The sequence below is a fragment of the Nostoc sp. CHAB 5836 genome (genome assembly GCF_020829445.1).
Taxonomy (GTDB): Bacteria; Cyanobacteriota; Cyanobacteriia; order Cyanobacteriales; family Nostocaceae; genus Nostoc.
Map to the genome: position 1 here is coordinate 1 of NZ_JAIVFV010000110.1, position 22,801 is coordinate 22,801.

The 22,801-nt window shown below is 40.6% G+C and carries 19 protein-coding genes and 1 pseudogene; 7 read left to right on the forward strand and 13 right to left on the reverse strand.

Annotated elements, in window-relative coordinates; translation table 11 throughout:
- Nucleotides 1-217 precede the first annotated feature (217 nt).
- The 6 genes from LC605_RS20605 to dpdE all read right to left on the reverse strand — a co-directional run bounded on the left by LC605_RS20605 (nt 218) and on the right by dpdE (nt 8,699).
- Complete coding sequence (locus LC605_RS20605) at nt 218-1,168, reverse strand: MoxR family ATPase (RefSeq protein ID WP_229549376.1); 951 nt, start codon at nt 1,166-1,168, stop codon at nt 218-220.
- Nucleotides 1,169-1,360: 192 nt separating this feature from the next.
- The gene (locus LC605_RS20610) at nt 1,361-2,446 is read right to left on the reverse strand and encodes a DUF4350 domain-containing protein (RefSeq protein ID WP_229549377.1); all 1,086 of its coding nucleotides are present in this window, start codon (nt 2,444-2,446) and stop codon (nt 1,361-1,363) included.
- Nucleotides 2,447-2,468: 22 nt separating this feature from the next.
- On the reverse strand, nt 2,469-3,020 hold the full coding sequence (locus LC605_RS20615) for an ATP-binding protein (protein ID WP_229549378.1): 552 nt from the start codon (nt 3,018-3,020) through the stop codon (nt 2,469-2,471).
- 138 nt (nt 3,021-3,158) lie between these two features.
- On the reverse strand, nt 3,159-3,659 hold the full coding sequence (locus tag LC605_RS20620; RefSeq protein ID WP_229549379.1) for a hypothetical protein: 501 nt from the start codon (nt 3,657-3,659) through the stop codon (nt 3,159-3,161).
- Nucleotides 3,649-5,166: a GNAT family N-acetyltransferase gene (locus LC605_RS20625; RefSeq protein ID WP_229549380.1), complete on the reverse strand. Its 1,518-nt coding sequence runs from the start codon at nt 5,164-5,166 to the stop codon at nt 3,649-3,651. Before LC605_RS20625 ends, LC605_RS20620 begins: the two co-directional genes overlap by 11 nt.
- A gap of 221 nt (nt 5,167-5,387) precedes the next feature.
- Nucleotides 5,388-8,699 carry a protein DpdE gene (dpdE, locus tag LC605_RS20630; RefSeq protein WP_229549381.1) on the reverse strand — a complete coding sequence of 1,104 codons (3,312 nt, stop codon included), beginning with the start codon at nt 8,697-8,699 and terminating at the stop codon, nt 5,388-5,390.
- Between the two features lie 457 nt (nt 8,700-9,156).
- On the opposite strand from dpdE, the gene LC605_RS20635 reads away from it, so the two are divergent.
- The 7 genes from LC605_RS20635 to LC605_RS20665 all read left to right on the forward strand — a co-directional run bounded on the left by LC605_RS20635 (nt 9,157) and on the right by LC605_RS20665 (nt 14,941).
- Entirely contained in the window at nt 9,157-9,315 is a 159-nt protein-coding gene (locus LC605_RS20635) for a hypothetical protein (RefSeq protein WP_229549382.1), read from the forward strand.
- 5 nt (nt 9,316-9,320) lie between these two features.
- On the forward strand, nt 9,321-9,566 hold the full coding sequence (locus LC605_RS20640; protein WP_309143271.1) for an RNA-binding S4 domain-containing protein: 246 nt from the start codon (nt 9,321-9,323) through the stop codon (nt 9,564-9,566).
- Nucleotides 9,567-9,613: 47 nt separating this feature from the next.
- A complete protein-coding gene (gene arfB, locus LC605_RS20645; RefSeq protein ID WP_229549383.1) occupies nt 9,614-10,030 on the forward strand; it encodes an alternative ribosome rescue aminoacyl-tRNA hydrolase ArfB in 417 nt (138 codons plus the stop codon).
- Between the two features lie 843 nt (nt 10,031-10,873).
- Nucleotides 10,874-11,758, forward strand: coding sequence for a lipid kinase (locus tag LC605_RS20650; RefSeq protein ID WP_229549384.1), 885 nt, complete (start codon nt 10,874-10,876; stop codon nt 11,756-11,758).
- A 146-nt stretch (nt 11,759-11,904) separates the two neighbouring features.
- Nucleotides 11,905-12,510 carry an exopolysaccharide biosynthesis protein gene (locus tag LC605_RS20655; protein WP_229549385.1) on the forward strand — a complete coding sequence of 202 codons (606 nt, stop codon included), beginning with the start codon at nt 11,905-11,907 and terminating at the stop codon, nt 12,508-12,510.
- A 738-nt stretch (nt 12,511-13,248) separates the two neighbouring features.
- Nucleotides 13,249-13,806, forward strand: coding sequence for a hypothetical protein (locus LC605_RS20660; RefSeq protein ID WP_229549386.1), 558 nt, complete (start codon nt 13,249-13,251; stop codon nt 13,804-13,806).
- Nucleotides 13,807-14,164: 358 nt separating this feature from the next.
- Nucleotides 14,165-14,941, forward strand: a complete 777-nt coding sequence (locus LC605_RS20665) for an SDR family oxidoreductase (RefSeq protein ID WP_229549387.1) — start codon at nt 14,165-14,167, stop codon at nt 14,939-14,941.
- 429 nt (nt 14,942-15,370) lie between these two features.
- Here the strand turns inward: LC605_RS20665 and LC605_RS20670 are convergent, their stop codons facing one another.
- The 7 genes and pseudogenes from LC605_RS20670 to LC605_RS20700 all read right to left on the reverse strand — a co-directional run.
- Nucleotides 15,371-16,150 carry a photosystem II S4 domain protein gene (locus LC605_RS20670; protein ID WP_229549388.1) on the reverse strand — a complete coding sequence of 260 codons (780 nt, stop codon included), beginning with the start codon at nt 16,148-16,150 and terminating at the stop codon, nt 15,371-15,373.
- Nucleotides 16,151-16,238: 88 nt separating this feature from the next.
- The gene (locus tag LC605_RS20675) at nt 16,239-16,763 is read right to left on the reverse strand and encodes a GNAT family N-acetyltransferase (RefSeq protein WP_229549389.1); all 525 of its coding nucleotides are present in this window, start codon (nt 16,761-16,763) and stop codon (nt 16,239-16,241) included.
- Nucleotides 16,764-17,273 carry a hypothetical protein gene (locus LC605_RS20680; RefSeq protein ID WP_229549390.1) on the reverse strand — a complete coding sequence of 170 codons (510 nt, stop codon included), beginning with the start codon at nt 17,271-17,273 and terminating at the stop codon, nt 16,764-16,766. It abuts the gene before it with no gap.
- A 146-nt stretch (nt 17,274-17,419) separates the two neighbouring features.
- Nucleotides 17,420-17,845, reverse strand: a complete 426-nt coding sequence (locus LC605_RS20685) for a hypothetical protein (protein WP_229549391.1) — start codon at nt 17,843-17,845, stop codon at nt 17,420-17,422.
- 750 nt (nt 17,846-18,595) lie between these two features.
- Nucleotides 18,596-20,773, reverse strand: coding sequence for a TolC family protein (locus tag LC605_RS20690; protein ID WP_229549392.1), 2,178 nt, complete (start codon nt 20,771-20,773; stop codon nt 18,596-18,598).
- Between the two features lie 104 nt (nt 20,774-20,877).
- Nucleotides 20,878-22,440: a circadian clock protein KaiC gene (gene kaiC, locus LC605_RS20695; protein WP_229549393.1), complete on the reverse strand. Its 1,563-nt coding sequence runs from the start codon at nt 22,438-22,440 to the stop codon at nt 20,878-20,880.
- Nucleotides 22,441-22,516: 76 nt separating this feature from the next.
- Nucleotides 22,517-22,681: pseudogene (locus LC605_RS20700) on the reverse strand (circadian clock KaiB family protein); the annotation flags it as partial.
- Between the last annotated feature and the right edge of the window lie 120 nt (nt 22,682-22,801).

The window sequence follows — 22,801 nt, forward strand, 5'->3', positions numbered from 1 at the left end:
GGTTAAGAGAATAGTAGGTTGGGTTGAGCGTAAGCGTTACCCAACAAAGTCTCGATAATGTTGGGTTTCGTTCCTCAACCCAACCTACACCAGATTTAGTTTTTAGCCTTAACTGAACTGTATTGACATTTAAGTTTCAGTTTAATAGTGGGAATCATTGTTAGTTTTGTGGTTTGGGGGTTGAGAAAAAGATTGCGATCGTGACAATGAATTGTTATCACCTGGGAACTGCTACTTGATTAATTACCGACGCAATCACCGCATCCATTTGTAACCCATCCAGCATCGCTTCTGGTTTCAGAATGAGGCGATGACGTAGCAATGGTGATGCAACTGCTTTAACATCATCTGGTGTGACAAAATCTCTTCCAGTTAACCATGCTAATGCTTGAGATGTCTGCAACCAAGCACCAGCAGCGCGAGGCGATGCGCCTAAAGTTAAATCTGGATATTGACGCGATGTTCTCACCAACGCCAACAAATAATCAACAATCACTTCTGAAACTTTAACCTCTTTTACTGCTTGTCGTGCTTGCAAAATGTCGGCTACTGTTGCGATTGGTTTCAAACGGCTAATATCCAAACGCCTTGCTGCAAAACCCGCCTGACGATTCAGCAACATTTGCTTTTCCGCAGCTTGATCTGGGTAATCTACCACCAGCTTAAATAAAAATCTGTCCAACTGCGCCTCTGGTAAGGGATAAGTCCCCTCAAATTCCAAGGGGTTTTGAGTTGCAATCACCCAAAATAAATCTGGTAAGGGTAAACTTTCACCATCCAAGGTTACTTGCATCTCTTCCATTGCTTCCAGCAGCGCCGCTTGTGTTTTGGGGGGAGTGCGGTTGATTTCGTCTGCTAACAGCACTTCGGTAAATATTGGCCCTTTTTTCAAAGTGAAATTCCGGCTATTCAAGTCAAAAATATTTGTACCAGTAATATCTGAAGGTAAGACATCTGGTGTTAGTTGAATCCGGCGAAACTCCCCTTGAATTAACTGCGCTAACACTTTTACTAGGAGAGTTTTACCAGTTCCCGGTACTCCTTCTAAAATTACATGGCCACCCGCTAGCAATGCTACTAAAAGTTGCTGTATTAGCTTAGATTGTCCAACAATTACTTGATTAAGACCTTGACCAAGGCGAATTAAGATAGGATGAGTTTCGCTCATATTTTTTATTGATAAATAACCAATGTATAAATATTATGATTATACATAAGTAGGTCGGCGCAATTAAAGTTAACTGGCTAAGGCTGTCATTTGTCATTTGTCATTTGTCATTTGTAAGGGTTTTAAGCTTATTTACGTTTCGTAACATATTTGAGTTTTTTCGCACCAACGTACTTAATTCCAAAAACTTAATTACGAATTACGAATTATTCGCCATTTTCCCAACCAGCTTAACAGGTCTCGTTCACTGATGGGTTGTTTGCGAGATTGGAGCTTTAAAACTGCATCTAGTTCTGCTGGAGTTGCGCCTGTTTTTTGTATCCAGAAATTGATCAAGGCTTGAGGTTCTAAAGGTATTTGCCCTAATCCCAAGGCTTTTTGGAGTTGTAGTTGTTCTTGTCTACCTACCATCTCGACAACAAAGTCGGTGGTATCTGCTTTCTGTAAGACTCCCGCTAACGCTTGGATATATGCCTCGCTGTTATCTACAACTGGTGTCTCTAAAGCTACTGGCTTGCCAAAGCGGCGATTCTGCGCCCAAATTAGCACTGATAGCAGGATACCTACTTGTATTATTATTGGAAATAAAGGAGTTTTAGCAAAGAAGCTAGATAAATCTCCTTCACTTTCTTTTTTCCTGACATCGGCATCTTTGTAGCCGTGGATGTATTCATCCACAAATACGGTGTTATTTTTTTCGCTAACTAAACTGGCTAGATACTTGAAATTACTTAAATAATCTTGGTAGGCGTTGGCGGCTAAATAAGGAGTGGTAGAGAAAATCACCTTTCCTTGTTTGTAATTTTTTTGCCAGACAACAGCACCAAAGCGATCGCCTAAATTAATTTCCTTGGAGTCAGCTTTTTGATATCGTCTACGTGTATCAATTTTGATATCACCTTGAGGAGATTTTTGCAGAGTGCTAAACTCTGCTTCTGTAACCCGCGCCCCCGCACCCAAAATTACCAAAGTATTCCCTTTTTCTACCCATTCCCGCTCTTGACTATACAGTGTTGTTTGCCTTTGATAGCCGCTTATCTGTAACAAGGTGACTGGACTGTTCTTTGGCTGAAGATCACTAAACGGCTTTTGCCAACGCTTGATAGAAATTCCTTGGTGTTGCATAAAAGCATACCAAGCACCATAACCATCAGGGGCACGGTTATAGGTAGAGCCAGTGTTAAGTTTAGTATTATTAGGAGCCACAAACAAATTAAGTAAAACGATCGCAGCGAGTGCGATCGCGGACATCCAAGCAAGGCGATTTGAACGTTTCATTATACTAAGACTTAGGAAATTCTCATTCCGATACTGCTTGAGGCACTAAACCTTCAATAAAAGTATATATTTTGTCCTCACTCTTAGCAGCATTACACATTAGATAGGGAATGTTTAATTTATCCCTGATGTACTCAGCGTTATAAATTTCTTGTTCTTGAAAAGATCGCAGCAGAGCTAGATCATGTTTAATACTGTCTCTTGAGCTTAAACGAGTATAAATATTTTCAGGTTCGTCCACTAAAACAATAATAGCACTAGGGCAAATACCTTCAAATGTTGAGTATGGAATTTTAGTGATTTCATTATCCTTGTTTAAGAGACAAAAATGCCCATCAATTAAATACGTGTTTTCATTCTTTAAATACTTGCTTATCGCTTTTACTAGGATGTCTTGATTTCCGGCAATATTCTCAACTCGTTTGTTACGAAGATGTTCCTCCGTCTTTTCTCTGGTAATCAGATTGCTCGCTGAAAAATGTTCGATGTTGAATCTTGATTCTATATTTTTACAAAGCGTTGTTTTACCAACACCATGCACTCCACCAACGAAAATTATTTTCCGTTTTACCATATTGTTTATTTAGAAAAAACAACATACATGATGACTTCTAAATATACACAACTATTTATTGACCCGTCAACTATACATACTTGACCACACGATCATTTTATTTGGCGCTGAAATTCGAGTAAAATTAATCAACTTTATTTACTGCAATGCAAATAAACTCAACTGTTCACTTAGTCTCCCTTCCTGCATTAACTGATTTCTTCCCTTGTTAAGTGCATCAATCCATTCAGGCTTAATATACCAATCCTGACGCCAGTTGATTGTGGCTTGTGGTGGAGTAAAAGTAGGGCAACTTTCGTGTATTTGTTTCAGAGAAATTGAAGGAAAAAGAAAGCTTTCATATATAAAAGTGCCGTATGCAAATTCACAGTTTTCAAAATACATATCATAAAACTCTTTGTCTACTCCCAGAATGTGGTGATACTTAGTCCACATCTTACAAACAGGTAAGGATATAGTTTTATCAGCAATAAAACCTCCCCTTATAATAGAATCAGGTGTCGTTTCATACAAGAGAATTAGATCACCTAATTCCATCCCAATTGAACGCTTTCGCAACTCGATTTTTTTAGTCCTATCAATAATCCGTTCAGCATACATTCGTTTGATGCTTAGAGCTTTAATGTATTTAACCTGCATAAAAACCTCCAAGTTCAACAGCTAGTTTATAACGTTCTATACGAAGGCTGTGCATTGTTTGCGGTGGGCCATTGAGAACACCATTGCTGAGTAAGTCATTTAGATGAACTACTTGACTAAGCGGCATTAGGAAATCAAATTCAACAGCGTGCCGTTCTTGTTCCTCACTACCGATCTCTTCTAAGGTAAGAACACCCTTCATACCTAAATCACTATAGAGTTTAGTGGGTGTTCCAATGTATCGATTAACAATTCTGGCGATCGCTACTATACCAGATATAGGACGGCTGGCATAGAACAATATTAATGATCTTCTCATATCATCTTGTTTACAACTACATCGTCCATAGTAAACTGTCTTACCAGCTTGAAATATCTGAATCAAGAATTGAGGGCGAATTGGTATAACATAAGCTGTTTTAGGAGTGTAGACTGACTCTGCTGGATAAGTCAAGTTGAGCCAAGAATGGAGAGAGAATTGGTTAATCAAACTACCATTAGAAGCACTTAGCTGAACTGTTGCATCGTTCAACCGAATTTGTTTAACTTCTTCTCTACCCGCAGGATTATAAGAAGTCGATATTATTGATGGAAATAGAATCTTTGCCTTATTTATCGCATCTAAACTACTCTTATCAGATTCATAAAAGAATAGTTTCGTTAAGAACCATTCCGGCTGATGACCCTCACGTTCGTATATTTCCCGCCCTATGCCTTCTACCCAGAACCCATAACGTTCAAAGAATTTAACGAGTTCGACTCTAGCTGTCGTAACAAAGGCTCTTCTAATTCGTTCTGATTTCCATTGCTCAAAACAGATTAAGATTAAGTTTCTTCCGATACCACTACGTCGGTAACTCTCAGTAACAAAAAGAGTTGATAGTTTAGCTATTCTATTCGCTTTTGGCTTCCAAATAGCAACACCAATAGCTTGTCTATCTCTATAAGCTACGTTAAAAACAGCATCTGAACTGCTCATTGTTCTATCGAACCATTGAGGAAAGCCTGGATAAAGCGGAGATAGTTCATCATCAAGGACTTTGACTAACTCGATCTCATGTCTAAACTCACTACCACTAAGCTTTCTTACCCCAAATGCAGAAACGATAGAATCGAATGAGTCTCCTTCAATATCTCTTCGTCCCCCACCCAATTCTGAGAAATCATCAATGATTACAGCTCGATAAATTCTATCTAAGAAATCCTGTAGTTTTTTTTGATTGGGAAACCTAAACCACTCGATTCCAGGTGCTTCTGAAATATGATATCCCTGATTTTTCAATTGGGAATGAATTGTTGTTTCTACCCACTCACCCGGAACTTTGACTGCACCCAACAATTTGGGTTCTTCTGGATGTGAAGTTTTAATCTGTCCACGTATGCGCTGCAATGCTAATTCTTTAGGATCAGCATCAATACTCCCAGAAGTTCTGCCAATTTTAACTCGTGGCTGTTCCCGCAGATACGAAGGAAATGAATAAATGTAAAGAACTATCTGAATCTCCATATCTTATGCGTGACCAACATAATGTGCCTTACTTTACTGAGTAGAAATAACCAAAGGCATTAGGCTACTTATTATAACTAACTCACGAGTTTTAGCTGTAATTGTCAACTGTTTACCCTAATTTAACCACAAGCGCGAACATAACGAGAAGAAAAACCCACCTAACCCCTATTTGCAGGCGGGTTTAACGGAATATTATGGCTATTTAACCTCACATAATATCACTCCAACTGCACAAGCGATCGCCCCGATACAACAATAAAACCTACAGAATCAAGCCTAATCTGAGGCTGGTGAATTCCTTCTAGAATGGCTGCATTTAAAGCAGTTTCTATCTTTAATTCTTCAGCTAATGTTTGATCCCAACTTTGCTGATTTAGACGCAGGCGTAATTGCTCTACTCTATTGCTTAATTTCTTTTGGGCAACCCTAGCACAACTTTGGCATAACTCAATAAAATCGGGACGATTGGAGAGTAATTCCGAAGAAGTGTTACGTACCTCATAGCAAAAATTTTGCCATTTAGTAGGGTCAACGAAATCATCAATAATTCCTAAACGCTCTTTTGCCAGGTTGTAATCTCGTCCTTGATTATTGTTTTTATCTTTATATGGACGTTGCAGAATACTTAAGAGTGCTTTATCCTCAACAGCACGCATTGGCTCGTCGCGACCATCAACATAGATAGTTTCTATAATTGGCGGAAATAGAGCATCAACACGTCGCTGCAAGTTTTTGAATTGAGAATTATCTAGTTTGTTATCTAGTAAAACTTGTTTGGCAATTCTTAAATTTGCTTCCACTACATAATTGCATTGAAAACCGAACCACTCCTTTCCTTGTTTAGCATCCCAAGATGCATCAGTGCGCCACAAAGCAAAGGCTTCACCTCGGTCATCCCAGTTTATATAGTTCAAGAGTGATTCTACGAATCCTTCACCAATCCGAAAGAGTTTAATACCAGAATTTTGATTTGCTACTCTGCGATTATAAGTACCAAATTGGTCTAAAGAACTCTCAGCAAAACGGTTTTTTAGCTCATTTATGGGAACCAAGGTGCGCGTTGTCGGTTGATAACGTCGCATCTCTGATGAATCTGGGTTATTGAGTGCTTTAAATCCTAATGCGTCACAAATCCAGCCTTCAATTGCTTGCTTAATTTCTAGATGGCAAGCATCATAATTATCTAAATCTTGAAAATACTGGGTTGCTATTTCATCATTGGCATCAATTTCATCTAAAGCATTCTGTTCGCTAATTTTGGCGATTTCAGCTTCAATTTGCCCTTGAATTGGCGAAATCATTTCTAACAATCCAGCCGCACCTGATTGAAATAAAACTGTTTCTAATTCTGCAAGTTTCTCATCCACATAAAACTGGAGACTGGCAATTGATTGTTGGAAAATACCAAACCCATCTTTCAATACTTTATACCAAGCATTGTGAGAGCTATCTGACAAATAGGGGCCAATTAAAGCACAGGATTGGATGCCAATTTTGCTGCCAATGCGGTCAAGTCTGCCAATTCTTTGCTCTAATTGATTAGGCGACCAAGGAAGATCAAAATGAATTAACCAATCGGCAAACTGGAGATTACGTCCTTCTTCTCCAGAGCGATCGCATACTAGAATAAAGCAGTTTGGGTTATTCTTGAACCTATTTAAGCCTTCTTCAACCTTGTCTGGTGATTCGCCAAATTGATGGCTGGCTACTGTCTCTGCACCAAAGGTATCAGACAAATACCTGACAATTTCTGCACAACTTTGCACAAAACTCGTGAATACAATAAATTTAGGCAGAATATCGCCAGTAATTGGTCTCTTGATTCTCTGCTGTATTCTGGTGATGAATTCATTTGGATTCTTCCGAAGGTTTGCGGGAATTTTGAAATAAGTACCTAGCTGATTCAGCAGGATTGTTTTCAAATTTTCCGTGCGTTCTCCATCTTCTTGAGGTTGACGAATAATTTTTAGGAAGGATTGCAGAATCTCTTCTTCCCCTACAAATTTGGGGGTTGTAGTTAAGATGCGAATATCATCTTCTTTAAACTCTTGGATGAGTTTAGCATGAGGCTTACCAGTTAACCGGGCGGTAATTACCTGTTCTAAAATGCCTAACCAAGTACCAGCAGCGAGGAATAACAGCAGAAAAATTCGCTGATATTGCTTTTCACCAGGAGCAACACTCCGCCATTGATTGATGAGTTCGTGAATATTAAGCGATCGCTCGTCTAAATCATACTCTTCTTTCGGCGTAAAATTGCGGTCAAATATCACGTCTTCCACCGCAGCGCGACGGTTGCGAAGCATTCGGCGGTGTAGTCGATAGGTATCGCTAACATGGACGCGAATCCCTTGAACGATTTGCTCTTGCTCAGTAGAATTTGCTTGTAAACACTTTTCTAAATCATCAGCTAGTTTCAGTAAGTACTTATCCTCAGCAAAGAGATTTCGCAATTGCTGCAAGTTGCTTTTGAGAACCAGAGGTTCTGCATCTTCTTTAAAAGAAAGCAGAACTTTACCGATTTCCTGACGGCTTTCAATTTTGGCACGAAAACCTGCTAAATCACCCAGTTTATAGGTTGTTGGGTCTAGCAAGTGCAACATGGCCAGAAAATCTTGCTCATGATTGAGAACAGGAGTGGCAGATAATAAAAGTAAGCGATCGCTTCTATGAGCAATTTCTTTGCAAGTCTGAAAACGCTGGCGGACTGTTGCATCCTTAGAGGTTGCCATTGCTGCAATGTGATGGGCTTCATCTAAAATTAAGCAACCGATCTTTGCTTTTGGGTTGATTTTATGCATATCTTCAACCGCCAGCACCGCGACCCGTTTGGGAAAATGGGAGATGTAAAACTTGTTTTCTAACTCAGTCTGCCATTGTTTGAGTAAATATTGCGGAACTATCACCACCGCACCTTTTTTCGGTTCATCAAGGAGGAATTGACGGAGAATCGCACCCGCTTCGATGGTTTTTCCCAGTCCCACCTCATCTGCTAGTAAGTAGCGTTGAATTGGGTCTTCCAGTACCCGCCGGACTACTTCAACTTGGTGAGGATAAAGATTAATATTTGCCGAAATTAGTCCCGTCATCCCCCGACTGACAGCGCGTTGTTTAATTAAGGATTTCACAAAAGCCAATCTTTTGTCGTGGAAGTAAGGCGTTTCGTGACCCTTCATCGCCAGAGTTTCGATGGGGTCTGTGTTTGGTAAATTACAGCGAACGTAAATATCTTCAACAGATGCGATCGCAGTTTTCTTATCCGGTAAATCAATTTGATACATTTCTGTATCTTCATCCCAGATGAAAACTCTGCCAACTATCCATTTATCCTCGCTTTGGGACTTAATATAGCATCTCGCCTGGGGTTCAAGCCTGACTTGAGAGAGCGAATTTAAAGGTAAAGTTTTTTCAAGACGTTGCCCTATAGAGCAGAAATACTCAATGATCACATTGGCATCAGATATTTCTGTAACTTTTCCGATACCCAAAGAGTTATTCTGGGACTGTACTAATAAACCAACTTTCATCATAGATCCAGTCCCCTGAACACACTAAAAGAACCTTCCAGACTAGTTTTTTACCCATATCTGGAAATTTTGTCGATCAACATTATAGATAATAAATTGGTATTACAGTTTTTTTCATAGCGATCGCTACGACGGTCTACGCCACAACCAACAGACATACATAATGTAGAGACGTAGCACTGCTACGTCTCTACAAGCACTGCTACGTCTCTACAAGGGTTTTGGGTAACCCATATTTAATTTCACCAGATGTCTAATTGGTAAAATCAGCAATTTTCAGTTAAATAGTCCACAATACGCTTGGGTTAAGGAGAATCGTAGGTTGGGTTGAGGAACGAAACCCAACAAACCCACTTCGTACCCCTACTAGACAAGCAAGCTAAGTAAGTCGGCAAGAATAAATCAAACTATGTTACGAAACGTAAATACACCTTAAACCCTTACAAATGACGAAGGACAAATGACAAATGACAGCGTTAGCCAGTTAGCTTTATTTTCGTCGCTCTACTTACAACTTAATGAAATACTGTGCTTAACTGATTATGTAGTGCAACAGATTCACGCTTTGCCTTCAGAACGCCACGATACAATTAATATCATCTACCTTTATTTCCTGTGAAGAAAATCAGAGATAACACAATTAAGTTAAATCAATTTTTAAAGTTGATGGGTATAGTGCCTACTGGAGGTCAAGCCAAGCTGATGATTCAAGGTGGCGATGTCCAAGTAAACGGGATGCTGGAAACCCGACGAGGGCGGCGACTAGTACCGGGTGACCAAGTGACAATAGAAGGACAGACTTTAGAGGTGAATTTGAACAACAATCAAGACCAAAACGTAGTGATAGATTTTCCTGAACAAACCGGGTAAAGGATTTTTACCCCCAATTTCAAAGTTGCTCTTTTGACTTGTGAGTAATGCTACAAATTTCCAACAAAGTTATTATCCCACAGAGTGAGATTGAAATTAGTGCAATTCGTTCCCAAGGAGCCGGAGGTCAAAATGTAAATAAGGTTTCCACTGCGATTCACTTGCGCTTCGATATTGCGGCTTCATCATTACCGGATTATTATAAACAACAGCTTTTAAATCTGAATGATCGACGCATCACCCAAGATGGAATCATCGTCATCAAAGCGCAGGAACACCGAAGCCAAGAGAACAATCGGGAGTCAGCGTTGAGACGACTTCAAGAACTCATTCAAAGCGCAGTTGTCGTAATGAGAAAACGCAAATCCACCAAACCAACTCGCAGTTCCCAAAAAAAGCGCCTTGACTACAAAAGTAAGCGCGGACAGGTGAAATCTAATAGACGCCAGGTTACAGATTGTTGATTCATTGATTTATTCGTAGAAACACACCTATTATTAAATCTAGGACTTACGCAAAAACCCTCTCAAACTCTGATTACTCTGTGTCCTCTGCGTCCTCTGTGGTTCGTTTTCCGTTGCCTTTGCGTAAGTCCTAAAATCTTAAAAAATATGGATAAGACGTTACTAAAAGTTTTCACGTTTGCGCTTTTAATCTTGTTTATCACGTCTCCTTTTGCTGCCCTTGCTAGTTTAATGCTAGTACTGATAGCGGCAACGTTTTTCTTTTTACTAAAGGAGGTGTTCCAAGCAATTCTCGGTGGCAACGCTGGGTCTAAAAAATCATCAGGTAATTCCAATTAATGAACAAAACTCAGTACATCTTGATTGCTTTTTCCCTAGTTAAGAATTTCCTCTCTCTAGAAGTGATTCAGTAATCAAATCGGATTACTCTAAGAAGATGTTTCAAAAGTCCTCTTGTCGGTAACAAAACGTTTTAGATCCCCCTAAATTCCCCTTAAAAAAGGAGAACTTTAATTCCGGTTCCCCCCTTTATAAAAGGGGTTAGGGGGGATCAACAAGTGCAAAGATACAGTCAAATACTTTTCAAACATCCTCTTAAAATCTTTACTAATGACCAATGACAAAGGACAAATGACAGCCTTAGCCACTTAGCTTTAATTGCGCCGACCTACTTATAGCTAAAGTAGATAAAATAAAAATTAGTAGTGATCATCATATAATAAGCATTAATAAAATGGATTGTTGATCACTTTCATCACAGACTAAAAACTTTTTGATAGTCAATATAAAGCAGAGCATATAGATGCGGATAATTGAACATATGAACTACAAAAGGTACTATCCATGAGTTCCCGCGCACTGCTGTTAGTGAATCGTCATGCCCGCCAAGGGCAAAAGGGTCTGTCGGAAGCAATTCAACATCTCAAGACACTCGGCTTTGATTTAATTGAGGAGTCTACAGAAAACCCCAAACATCTTGCTGAAGTTATACTTCGCTATCAGCATCAAGTTAACTTAGTAATCATTGGCGGAGGAGATGGCACTCTCAATGCCGCAGTAGATGCTTTAGTTGATACTCAGTTGCCCTTGGGAATCTTGCCTCTGGGAACTGCCAATGACCTAGCGAGAACTTTGGAAATCCCAAATTCTCTCAGCCAAGCTTGCAAAATTATTGCCTATGGAAATTTACGCCGCATCGACTTGGGTTGGGTGAACGGCAAGCACTTTTTCAATGTTGCCAGTCTGGGATTGAGTGTAAAAATTACCCAGCGACTTACCAAAGAAGTCAAACGCCGTTGGGGAATATTTGCTTATGCCGCCACTGCATTGCAAGTGATTTGGGAAGCTAGACCTTTTACTGCGGAGATTGTGATCAATGGTGAATCGGTTCGCGCAAAAACAGTGCAAATTGCTGTGGGAAATGGCCGTTATTATGGCGGCGGTATGGCAGTGGCTGACGATGCCACAATAGATGACCAAAGGCTAGACCTTTATAGCTTAGAGATTGAACACTGGTGGGAGATTATATTATTACTACCCGCAATGCGACAAGGGCGACATATACATTGGCAGAGTGTACGTTCTCTTCAAGGTCAAGAAATAGAGGTGTATACTCGCAAACCACGCCCTATTAATACAGATGGTGAAATCACTACCTACACACCTGCTCATTTTCGGGTTATACCTAAAGCAATAGCTGTTTTAGTACCTCCAGAAAAAAGGAGTTAGGAATGATTCAATTTGAGATTTGAGATTTTCCTTCCATCCAAAATCCAAAATTCCAAATCTCAAATTGGCAGAGTTAGAAGTTATCCTCCCCGATCTTCCTCATCTCTGTTTACTAGAAAGCGGTAACTCGCATCAACTCACGCCAAATGCATCTGAGATTTTCTCAAGATATAAAGTCGCTGTTGCAACGCCTAGCTGAACAACCACTGACTCTAGGTGACATTCTGGCAGAAACCTCAGAACGAGGGTTTTGCCTGGTAATTACATTATTAGTTTTGCCTTTTTTATTTCCTATGCCACCGGGATTAACTGGCCCTTTTGGTGCTGCTTGTCTACTGTTGTCAGCGCAAATGCTTTTAGGGAGGCGATCGCCTTGGCTACCGAAAAAAATCGCTAATTACCAATTTCCTCGTCCCTTCGCCCAGTTACTTTTGCAAAATTTGGGACGTCTTACCAAAGTTTTACAGAAAATCGCCCGTCCTCGATTCCCAAAAATAGCCCATAATCCTTTAATTTGGAGAATTAATGGGTTTTGTATCTCTTTGTTAACAATATTACTAATATTACCAATTCCGTTGACAAATCCCATTCCCACTGTAGGTATTTTACTTCTAACTGTTGCCACCATCGAATCTGACGGTTTATTGATTTGCATCAGCTACGGCATTACTGTCCTGATTACCTTACTATTTGCATTTATTGGTTATGCAGTATGGTTAGCTCCCAGCCTACTGCCATCTATATTTAAATAATAAAAGCCTCCAACTAAAAGCTGAGGGCTGTAATTTATTAGGGTGCATCTACCATTTATTAATCCGCTTTATTGATTGCCATATCCGGGAAGATTTCATTTGGGATAAAAATATTAGCAAGAAAAAAGCCTTCAACTAAAAGCTGAGGGCTGTAATTTATTAGGGTGCATCTACCACTTATTAATCCGCTTTATTGATTGCCATATCCGGGAAGATTTAACTTCGGATAAAAATTATTTCGTTGAAGGATAAAAATATCAGCAAAAAAAAAGCCCTCAACTAAAAGCTGAGGGCTGTGATTTAATTAAGGTGCATCTACTATTTATATATCCGCCTTAGTTATTGCTGCATCAGGAAGAATTGAAAAAAAGTAGATGCCTGTGTAATTCATTTCATTAGCTACGACGATAGTAAGTACGTTGGCACAAAAAAAGTCAAGTATGTTACGAAACGTAAATAAGCTCAAAGCCTTTACTAATGACCAATGATAAAGGACAAATGACAGCCTTAGCCAGTTAACCTTAATTGCGCCAACTTACTTACTAAAGCTCAATGAAAATAACCTACGGTTTTTAACTAGGTAATCAGTGACCAGCTTTACAGTCATTTTACAAATATGCCGAATTTCCTCTGCATACACAAAGTTTCTGTTAATATCTCTGACGATATATCCGCAATAGTACGAATATAGTTTATTAGTTGGGTATATGACTATGAAAGTTAGACCTACGCAAATCGATGAAGCGATCGCAATTTCTATTAGCCTTTGCTAGTCTTAGTATTGTCGCAGGAAGCTTTTTTCTGAAAACAGCTTTTAGCAGTACTAGCGAGCCTAAAATAATAACTGATACATCACGCTACAAAGAAATTCGTAATCAACTATGGTCTGATAATGACCAAGTAAAACATTTTCCTAATGAGATTCCCACTGATGCCAAAGATGTTCGCATTGCCTACTCTCCTCAATTTTTGCAAGGAAATACTTTTTTTCAAATTCGGCTGAAACAGCCACCAAACAAGATAGAAAAATTACTTTCACAATACAGAAATAGTGCAAAGCACAAATATAGGGGTGGTAACACAAACGACCACATAAACCAGCGTAACGGTGTACCGACAACTTTTTTCTACACCAGTGACTCTCCTACGGAATCTTTTCCAGCTAATTATGAAATATTGGTATTAAATACAGAGGATAAAGGTAGACCTGGCTTCAAGTGGAATCATGGAGACAGCTACGGCGTTGCTATTAATAGTTCAGCCTCAGAAATTATCTATTGGTCTGAAAAATGGTAATTAGCAATTCAAAAACCATTTTTTGAGATTGAGAAGACGGTAAATCTGTTTCTCAACTTCCGCAATAGCTTCCATTGTGAAATTCTGAGTGCAGAAAGCTGACCCTCACTTCAGTACTAAGTAAGTTGGCGCGAAAAAACATAAATATGTTACGAAACGTAAATAGGCTTAAAACCGTTGTAAATGACGAAGGACAAATGACAAATGACAAATGACAGCCTTAGCCAGTTAGCTTTAATTGTGCCGACCTACTTAAGTAATACTTTTGCTCTTTTTGGTATATTACTTTGGGTAGTTAAAACTTATAACCAACATAGGTAAAATTTATAAGTGTTTAAAAACTATTTGAATATGTCTAATGCTAACTGCTTTAATTACTGGTGCTTCTAGTGGTATTGGTAAAGCCTTTGCTCAGGAACTAGCTGCACGCAAAATAAATCTTGTACTCGTTGCTCGTTCTGAAGATAAACTCAGCCAATTAGCTAAACAATTACAAGAACAACACAAAATTCAAGTAGACGTTATAGTTCAAGACCTCACAGAACCTAATGCAGCATCTGCTGTATTTGACGCCACTAAAGCAAAGGAATTAACCATTGACTTATTAATCAATAATGCTGGTTTTGGTTACTATGGAGACTTTGCTGAAGGGGATGGAGAAAGACAAGTTAAAATCGTACAATTAAACATTTTGGCATTGGTCGATTTAACCCATAAATTTCTCCCTTTGATGCGGCAACGTCGTTCTGGAAGTATTATTAACGTATCCTCAATTACCGCATTTCAACCGATCCCATACCTTTCTGTCTATGCTGCTAGTAAAGCTTTTATTCTCAGCTTTAGTGAGGCACTATGGGCAGAAAATCGTCAATATGGTGTCCGTATTTTAGTTACTTGTCCAGGGCCAATAGAAACAAACTTTTTTGCAGAAGCTAATTTTCCTCCAGAACTGGCAAACACTACAGATAAAGTGTATTCTTCTGAAAAAGTGGTTTGTGAATCTTTAGAGGCTTTAGAAAAAGGCTATCCAACTGTTATTAGTTCTGATACTGGCACTCAAATTAGAAGCAAATTATCTCGGCTAGTACCACGCAAGCTTCTATTGAATATGTTAGCAAAACACTTTCAAGCCTAAGTATATAGTTAGGAGTTAGGAGTTAGGAGTTAGGAGTTAAAGAAAGTGGTAAATTTCAAACTCCTAAATTTTAACTCTTAGTACAATATTTCAGAAATTCGTAGCGAATTCTCTTTGCGTTCCTACCCTACGGGAAGGCGAAGCGCCTATGCGCTTCCCTTTGCGTTCCTACCCTGCGGGAAGGCGAGGCGCCTATGCGTTTAAATTTCAACCCTCAATTGGCCACGATTTTACGCTGCATCTGTACTTAGAGCCTATTTAGAAAGTAAATATTTAAGTAGGGTGTGTTACGGCTGTGCAGGAATTTGAGGATTTAAGAAAGTCTAATTTAGCCGTAACACACCTGAAAATATGGTGCGTTACGCGCTGCTTTAACGCATCTTACAATTTTAGGTTTACTTTATAAATGGTCTGTTAACTCCTGACTTCTTAGATATATCTTGTTAATTGAACTCGGTAACGATCTTTTTTTGTAACAGCAATTTCTCCAACTTCTAAACGTCCTTTAGAGCGAATGGCGATTAAGTCGCCTGATTTGACTTGAGAACTAGCTTGGGTAACTTCTTTCCAATTGACGCGGACATCACCAGCACCAATGAAATCAACCATTTTGCTGCGGGACATCCCAAAACCAGCAGATGCGATCGCATCTAATCGCAAAGAAGCCTCTACAGTAGTTAATTCTTTTTTCTTGGGTTCTCGAACCTTTAGTTCAGTTATCTCAATCTGCTGAGTTTTCACAGGAACCGATCGCACCTGTTTAAGACTCATTGACAAAAATTCCACCAACTCTGGGGCGATAATCGCCTGCGCCCCCCGTTCTCCCAAAACTATAATGTCTCCCGTCTTTTCACGAACAATTCCCGTTCCCAACATTGCGCCTAAAAAGTCGCGGTGAGAGGCGGTGTCAAACAGAAAATTACCAGCAATTTCCACGGCGACAAGGCTGACTTGAGATTGATTTAAGGGAAGTTCTGAACGAGCGATCGCTATTCTTTGACGTTCAGCTTGTGGATATCCGCCCCACGCGACTAATTGCACTTCTGTTAATCGGTTAAACACCCGTTGAATTTCTGCCAATTCTGGGGGAGACAGAAAATCAGTCAAAACCACTTCCCAAGTTTTGATAGCTTGTTCTGCTTGGTCAATTACACGAGCGACACTATCTCGATTTTCAACACCTTTTAAAAGTTCTTCTCGTGGCAACATTCTTAAAAATTATGAGTTAGTTATTAGTCATTAGTCATTAGTCATTTATTTTTTACCAATGCCCCATGCCCCATTCCCCTCTTGAAAACTATCTTGATCCTAACCTTAATTCCCATTCCAGCAGGTTTTCATCCTTAGCAATTTGTTCCATTCCCAGTTTTTCTAAAATGCGAATCGAGGCAACATGATCGTCTGGAGAATGAGCGATAATTCTCTTGAGTTGTGGCTGAGTAAAGGCAAAATTGACCAGCGCTTCTACTGCTTCAAAAGTAAATCCCTGCCGACGATAAGCTGATAGCACTTCATAACCCATTTCTACAGTTCCTGTGCGATCGGGTTTACCAAGAAAACCCAAATCGCCAATTAAAGTAGAATCGGCAATGTGAATCATTAGCCACACACCCCAACCCAACTGGGAAGGATCATCTATGAGCATCTGACCATAGATTGGCAAAATATCTGACACCTCAGATTCATACCAATCATCAGGAACTCGTACCCCCAAAAGCCTTTCTACTTGTAATTTATTTCTTGTAATTACCGCTTGTGATACTTCCAAAGAACAAGGAAGTAACTCAAGCCGCTGTGTTGTAATGTGTAAACTATGATTCATTCAATACACAGTATTTGGATCAGCATAACCTTGGATATTTTCTGGATCAAACTGACGTAAGATTCGGGTTGCTTGGCGAGTGAGAGTTTCAGAGCCTTGAACGGCAACTAAGTATTTACCCGCATCTAAGCGGTTGCGATAAGGTAAAGCATCACCACTACCTATCAGTAAACCGACTCCGCCACCGACAAACACACCACCCATAGCACCACTAGCAGCACCCAGCAGTCCGCCAACGATATGATTGCCAACTTCACCTGCCCAGGCAAAAGTATGTAAATTAGTGATGAGGCTGAATGTAAAACCTGCAAAGAAGCCAAATGGTATCAGCCAGGTTGCCATCAGTTTTGCTTGCTTTTTAGCTTGATCTTTGGGGTCAATTAAGCCAAACTCATCAGCCGTTTTATACCCCCTTCCCAGGATAGTACTGTTTATGCCTTCTTTTTCTAAAGCTAAGTAAGCAGCTTCGGCTTGAATGCGGTCTGGTAATACGGCAACAAGGTAATTCATTGATTTTACAATTTATCTAATAGAAGTTTTGCCTTAATTAACAGCGTATCAGTCCTGGTCGAATCAATCTTGCACTCAGTTGGAGTTAGGAGTTAGGAGTTAGGAGTTAGGAGTTAGGAGTTGGGAGTTAGGAGAGGCTTTTATCCTTACTCCTCAACGCTAGTAGGGAAGGAGTTGGGGGTTAGGTCTATATTGAGCTCAAGCAAATCTAGTGGTTCACAAAAATTATTCACGCCTTGCTTGAGGACATAAATCAAAACTGGTGTTGCTAAAATTTTAGGAAACGTCGGCATTGCTTTTAGATGTTCCATCATCTTTTGCAGTGAACTATTAAGCAAATCTTCTCGATATTCTTGTTCGCAAATGACCGCACGCCATTTTCTAGCCAAGGCATCTAACCACTCGGAATTTGCTCTTTCTGGTTGTTGTCCTGCCCGGATAGCTAGGGTCATCGCCGCATCTTCTAAATCTCCATCACAGTCTTCAATCAAATCCAGCGCTTCCATATCGCTCTTATCGTCTGCCAATTGAGAGCGAAACTGTGCAATTTCTTGAGATGTTACTTTAGTCATGGGTCTTTGACAAGGCGAGCGATGCCTACGGCGGTAAACTACGAACACTTAGTTATGCTATATCATTTCACAAAATTCTTGTTACAAATAGGTTTCTTTTAGCTGAAACAGCAAGAAGCCCCACGTCTCACTTTTAGGAGCGTGGGATGAATTGCGAGTGAGTTGACGACAGTTTCCCGACCCATGGGACAGCGCGGTCGGGAAACATGGAGGAAACGAACAAATCTAAGTTAAAATTAATAAACAGGGGCGGCAGGGCATTCCGTCTCTCTAATAAAGCTCATCGCCTCCTAAGCAATAGCCGGATTGGGTGAGAAGCCTACACTGTACTGAGTACAGTACAGTGTAGGAGTATGTCACGAGTTACGCACAAGAGATCCCCCAACCCCCGATCAATTGGGGGGCAAAACCTTTCAAAGTCCCCGTTTATAAGGGGAGCCACAGCGCCCTTGGGGTTAAGAGACTTGAACGCGAGTGCGTCTCCCCTTCTCCCACTCGTGAGAGGCTAGCGCCAAGGGAGAAGCACGTGGCGTTTGAGGCAATGCGTTACCCAACAAACCCATGAAAATGTTGGGTTTCGTTCCTCAACCCAACCTACACATTTCTATTTTTTATGCAAAACCTACGCAATATTGAGTCCTGAGGTTTTGGGTACGTAAGTCCTGTATTGATCCAAAAGCCTCATTTTTCAATGTAATTATTGAAAAATGAGGCTTTTATAATTTTATATTGAGAGATGAGTCAGCAGTACTAGCGTAATGCTCTGAGGGTAACAGACCGTTGTAACTGAGCTAAAGCGCGGTTGTAATCCAAAATTGCTGTGACTCGGTTACCTTCAGCTCTTGTGAGGTCGTTTTCAGAGTTAATGACATCAGTTTGAGTGCCTACACCAGCTTGGAATCGCAAACGGGCTAAACGTAGAGCTTCTCTAGCTTGTTCTAAAGCGGTATTAGCGGTTTGAACATTTTCCAAACTAGCTTGCTGGGTAGAATAGGCTTGTTCTACTTGAAAGCGAATTTGGTTACGCTGTTCAGCAAATTGGGTTTCTGCGATCGCAATATTAGCTTTGGACTGATCTGCCCTTGCTCTTGCTGCTCCTCCATCAAATAAATTTAGGGTTGCCCTAACTCCGAATGAATAACCATCAGTAATGCTGACACGATCATCGAACTGGTCTAGCAGCTCGTAGCTAGCGACCAAACTAACTTGAGGCCCTAGCTCCGCAAGGGCCTGTCTACGCTGTTGATCGCTGATATTCCGTTGTGCTAACTGCTGTTGCAGTTCCGGACGATTTTGAAAAGCCAACACAATACTTTGTTCTAGCGTTGGGTTCCAAAGACCAGCTAATTGTACAGGGTCAGCAGCACTAATATTTATCCCCTGCGCCAAACTTATCCGAGTTGCTAAACGACGACGGGCAATTGACTGCTGGGATCTAGCATTAGTCAAATCTTGTTGGGCATTTGCTAAATTCACCTGCGATCGCAACACATCGAACCGCGTACCAACCCCAGCTCGCTCTAAAGCTTCTGCATCACGCAAACTAGCCTCAGAGTTCTGCACCGCCGATTGGGCAATACGTACTTGTTCATCTGCTTGTTGCAGATTATAGTAGTCTGTGGCAACATTCAGCCGAATTTCCTCAGACTGAGCTTCTACAGCCAACTCATTGAAACGTACCTGTTCTTCAGCCCCTCTGATGTTAGCTTGCACTCTCCCAGAACTATAAACGTTATATGAAAGTTGTGCTTGACCGGAAAAAGATGTACCAGGTTGATCTTGGTTAGAACCAAAGCCCCTGATGGCGTCAACCAGCTGACTATTAGCAGACTGACTGCGAGTAATATCTGTGCTAATTCCCAGAGTGGGCAATAAAGCAGCTTGCGCCTCGCGTAGAGCCGCTCGGTTGCGTTCTAGCTCCAATAAAGACACCTGTAGCTCCCGATTGTTACGCCGTGCTAGCTCCAGAGCTTGTGCCAAACTAATCGGCTGATTTCCCTTAAATGTTACTTCCTCTGGTTTGGTGGGAAATTGCAGTGGATTGGAAATGGGAGTCAGATTATCGGGAATTTGCACCGGTCCCGACGGCGCAGGAGTTACGGTTCTCGGTACAGTGGGAGTTGGCACTGACCCCCCTGGTGCAGGAATTACAGTTTCTGGCAGAGTTGGTGTCGAATCTGCCGGAATCGGGGTATTGCTCTGAGCCACGGGGCCAGTGGCATTTTGTTCTAAGCAGGTGTTTGAGGTCTGTGGCAAATTAGCCAAGGAGTCAGTCTTGCTTTTTCCCAACTCTTGTGGACACCTCTGCGCTGACAGCAGCTTTGCTGCTGCTTTACCTGTAGCTGAAGATTGTAAAAATGTCTCCAACTGAGTAACAGTATTTATCTTTTGAACCTCTGGCTGCTGTGCAGAAGACAGGGACAAAATTTCTTTTTGGACAGAAGGGGATTTGGAAGTGTAGTTAGGAACTACTATCCTCTTTGATTTCTGCCCATAAGCGCTTGAATTACTCTGTTTTTGGTTATTTGGAACAGAACGACTGACATCAAGCTGTTGGGAAGGATTAGAGGTAGGCGTTAAACTAAAAAATCTACCTTTATCTTTCTTAAGTAATTGTTTTATTGGCACAACAGTATGTCCAGGCGTAAATACTGGAGTACTGTTATTACTTAAAGGCTTCACACTCAGTTTACTAAAACCAAAAGCAGGTACTAGGCTTGGAACACTAACATTTGCGCCCTTAGGCAGTTGGGTATTCATGGTATCCACATCCAAGTCTTGACCATAATTAGAAGTCAAAACACTAGGAGAAGACGCCAGGTGTACCCCAGTTAGTTTCGCAGTACTAGCCCAAGCAGGCCCAGTTGTTAAGACTGCTGCCGTCACACCAGGTAAGAAGCTATAAAAAAATAATTGCTGTCCTTTCACCGCATCCCCTCACACAAAAATCAATCTAGCGGCAGAAAACCTTTCTTCACCACAGAATATAGCACGATACTAAATTTAGGAAAGAATATACTACGATACTAAATTTAGGGTTCGGAACTCTGTTTGTCTTCAAAACGTCTAACAATGCGAGAAAGTTCCGCCTTTTCATCGATACTAACGCGAGTAGGAGCACCACTGATAATCCGTTCGTAGTTTCGGAAAGAATCTTTGATATCGGGCCCGTCAGCTGTAATATTATACTCGCGAATGCCCTTATCATGCCAAGAGCCTCTCATTTTAAATACGTTAATTGCCCGCGACATTTCTCCGCGAATTTCTACGTATTGTAACATCAGAATTGTATCGGTAATCGTGGAGATATGGGAGTCAGTAATGGAATGCGCTCCCAGAAACTGGTCAGTTGTGTTGGTAAAGAAACCTGTAATTTCTTCTTGTTTAGCATAACCCGTCACACCTATTACAAACTGCCGAAATGCATTATTGCTGACTCCTCTAGCTAGTGCTGATAGGGAATCAATGGCGATGCGAGCGGGTTTGAAGACAGCAATTTCTGATTTAATAATTTGTAAGTGGTCTTCTAGACCAGTTGATTCGGGATAGGTACAGATTATTTTGAGTAAACCTTGATGCTCTAATTCTTCAAAATCAATTCCCCAAGAGGAAGCATTACGAGATAATTGGGCACGTGATTCTTCATAGGCAAATAATATTGCCTGTTCTCCATTGAGGCAGCCATCTTGAATAAACTTACTGACTAACAGGGTTTTGCCAGTACCTGTAGCTCCTGTTGCCAAAATAATTGAATCTTTAAAGAAACCACCACCGCACATTTTATCTAAGGTTTTGACACCAGAAGATACCCTGATATTAGAAGAACGTTGAGTTAAGCGCATTGCCCCCAGTGGAAAGATGTTAACTCCTTCATTAGTAATTGTGAAGGGATACTCGCCTTTCATATGAGTTGTGCCGCGCAACTTGAGAATTTCAATTGTGCGGCGGCGGCGTTCTCCTTCTAAAACGTTGCGAACAATTACTACATTATCGGAAACAAATTCTTCCACCCCGAAAGAGGCAACTGGGCCATATTCTTCCGCACGTTCTGTGGTAATTACAGTGGTGACACTCAGTAGTTTAAGACGTGCTACCAGCCGAAAAATCTCACGTCGCACTACTCCCATTGCTTCATACTGCTGAAATACTGCTGTTATTGAGTCGATTGAAACTCGTTTAGCTTTGTATTTGCGGATGGCATATTGCAAGCGCTCAATGAGTGCAGAAAGGTCAAAATTACCAACAATATCTTGACCTTCTGGATCGGGAGATGCATCGAGAATAAATAACTTACCTTCTTCGATGAGGCGTGGCAAGTTCCAACCAAAAACATGGGCATTTTTAATAATATCACTGGGTGATTCTTCAAAGGTAACAAATACTCCTGCTTCATCAAAGTAGGTGATACCGTTGTAGAGAAACTGAAGAGAGAATAAAGTTTTGCCTGTGCCGGAGGTGCCACTGATCAAGGTAGTTCTACCAATTGGTAAACCACCATGACTAATATCGTCAAACCCTTCGATCATCGTGCGAATTTTTTCTACACCCCTAATTATCGGTGCTTGGGTTGATTCTACTTGCTCGTTTTCACTCATTGCTTGATAATAAAAGGGTGTTAAAAAATTTTTGTTTTATTACTAAAGTTTTTCATTATTTTTGATGATTAAAATCTTACTCTTCAAAATCTTCTTCACCTAGTTCTTCATAGAGCAAATCTAACCCAATCAGTACTCTTTCCCGATCTGAAAGATCCCCAATAATTTTGCGAACGGGCGGGGGCAAAATTTTAGATAATGTTGGTGTCGCCAATATTTTATCTTCTTCCGCCAGTTGCGGGAAGTTTCAATTAGCTCATTAGTGCTTTGGTAGGAGATTAAACCAATGCTCATCAGAATTGCCAGACTCAAGGCAAACCTTGCTCCAATCTTGGTTCCAATCTTCAATGAGTTCAACATT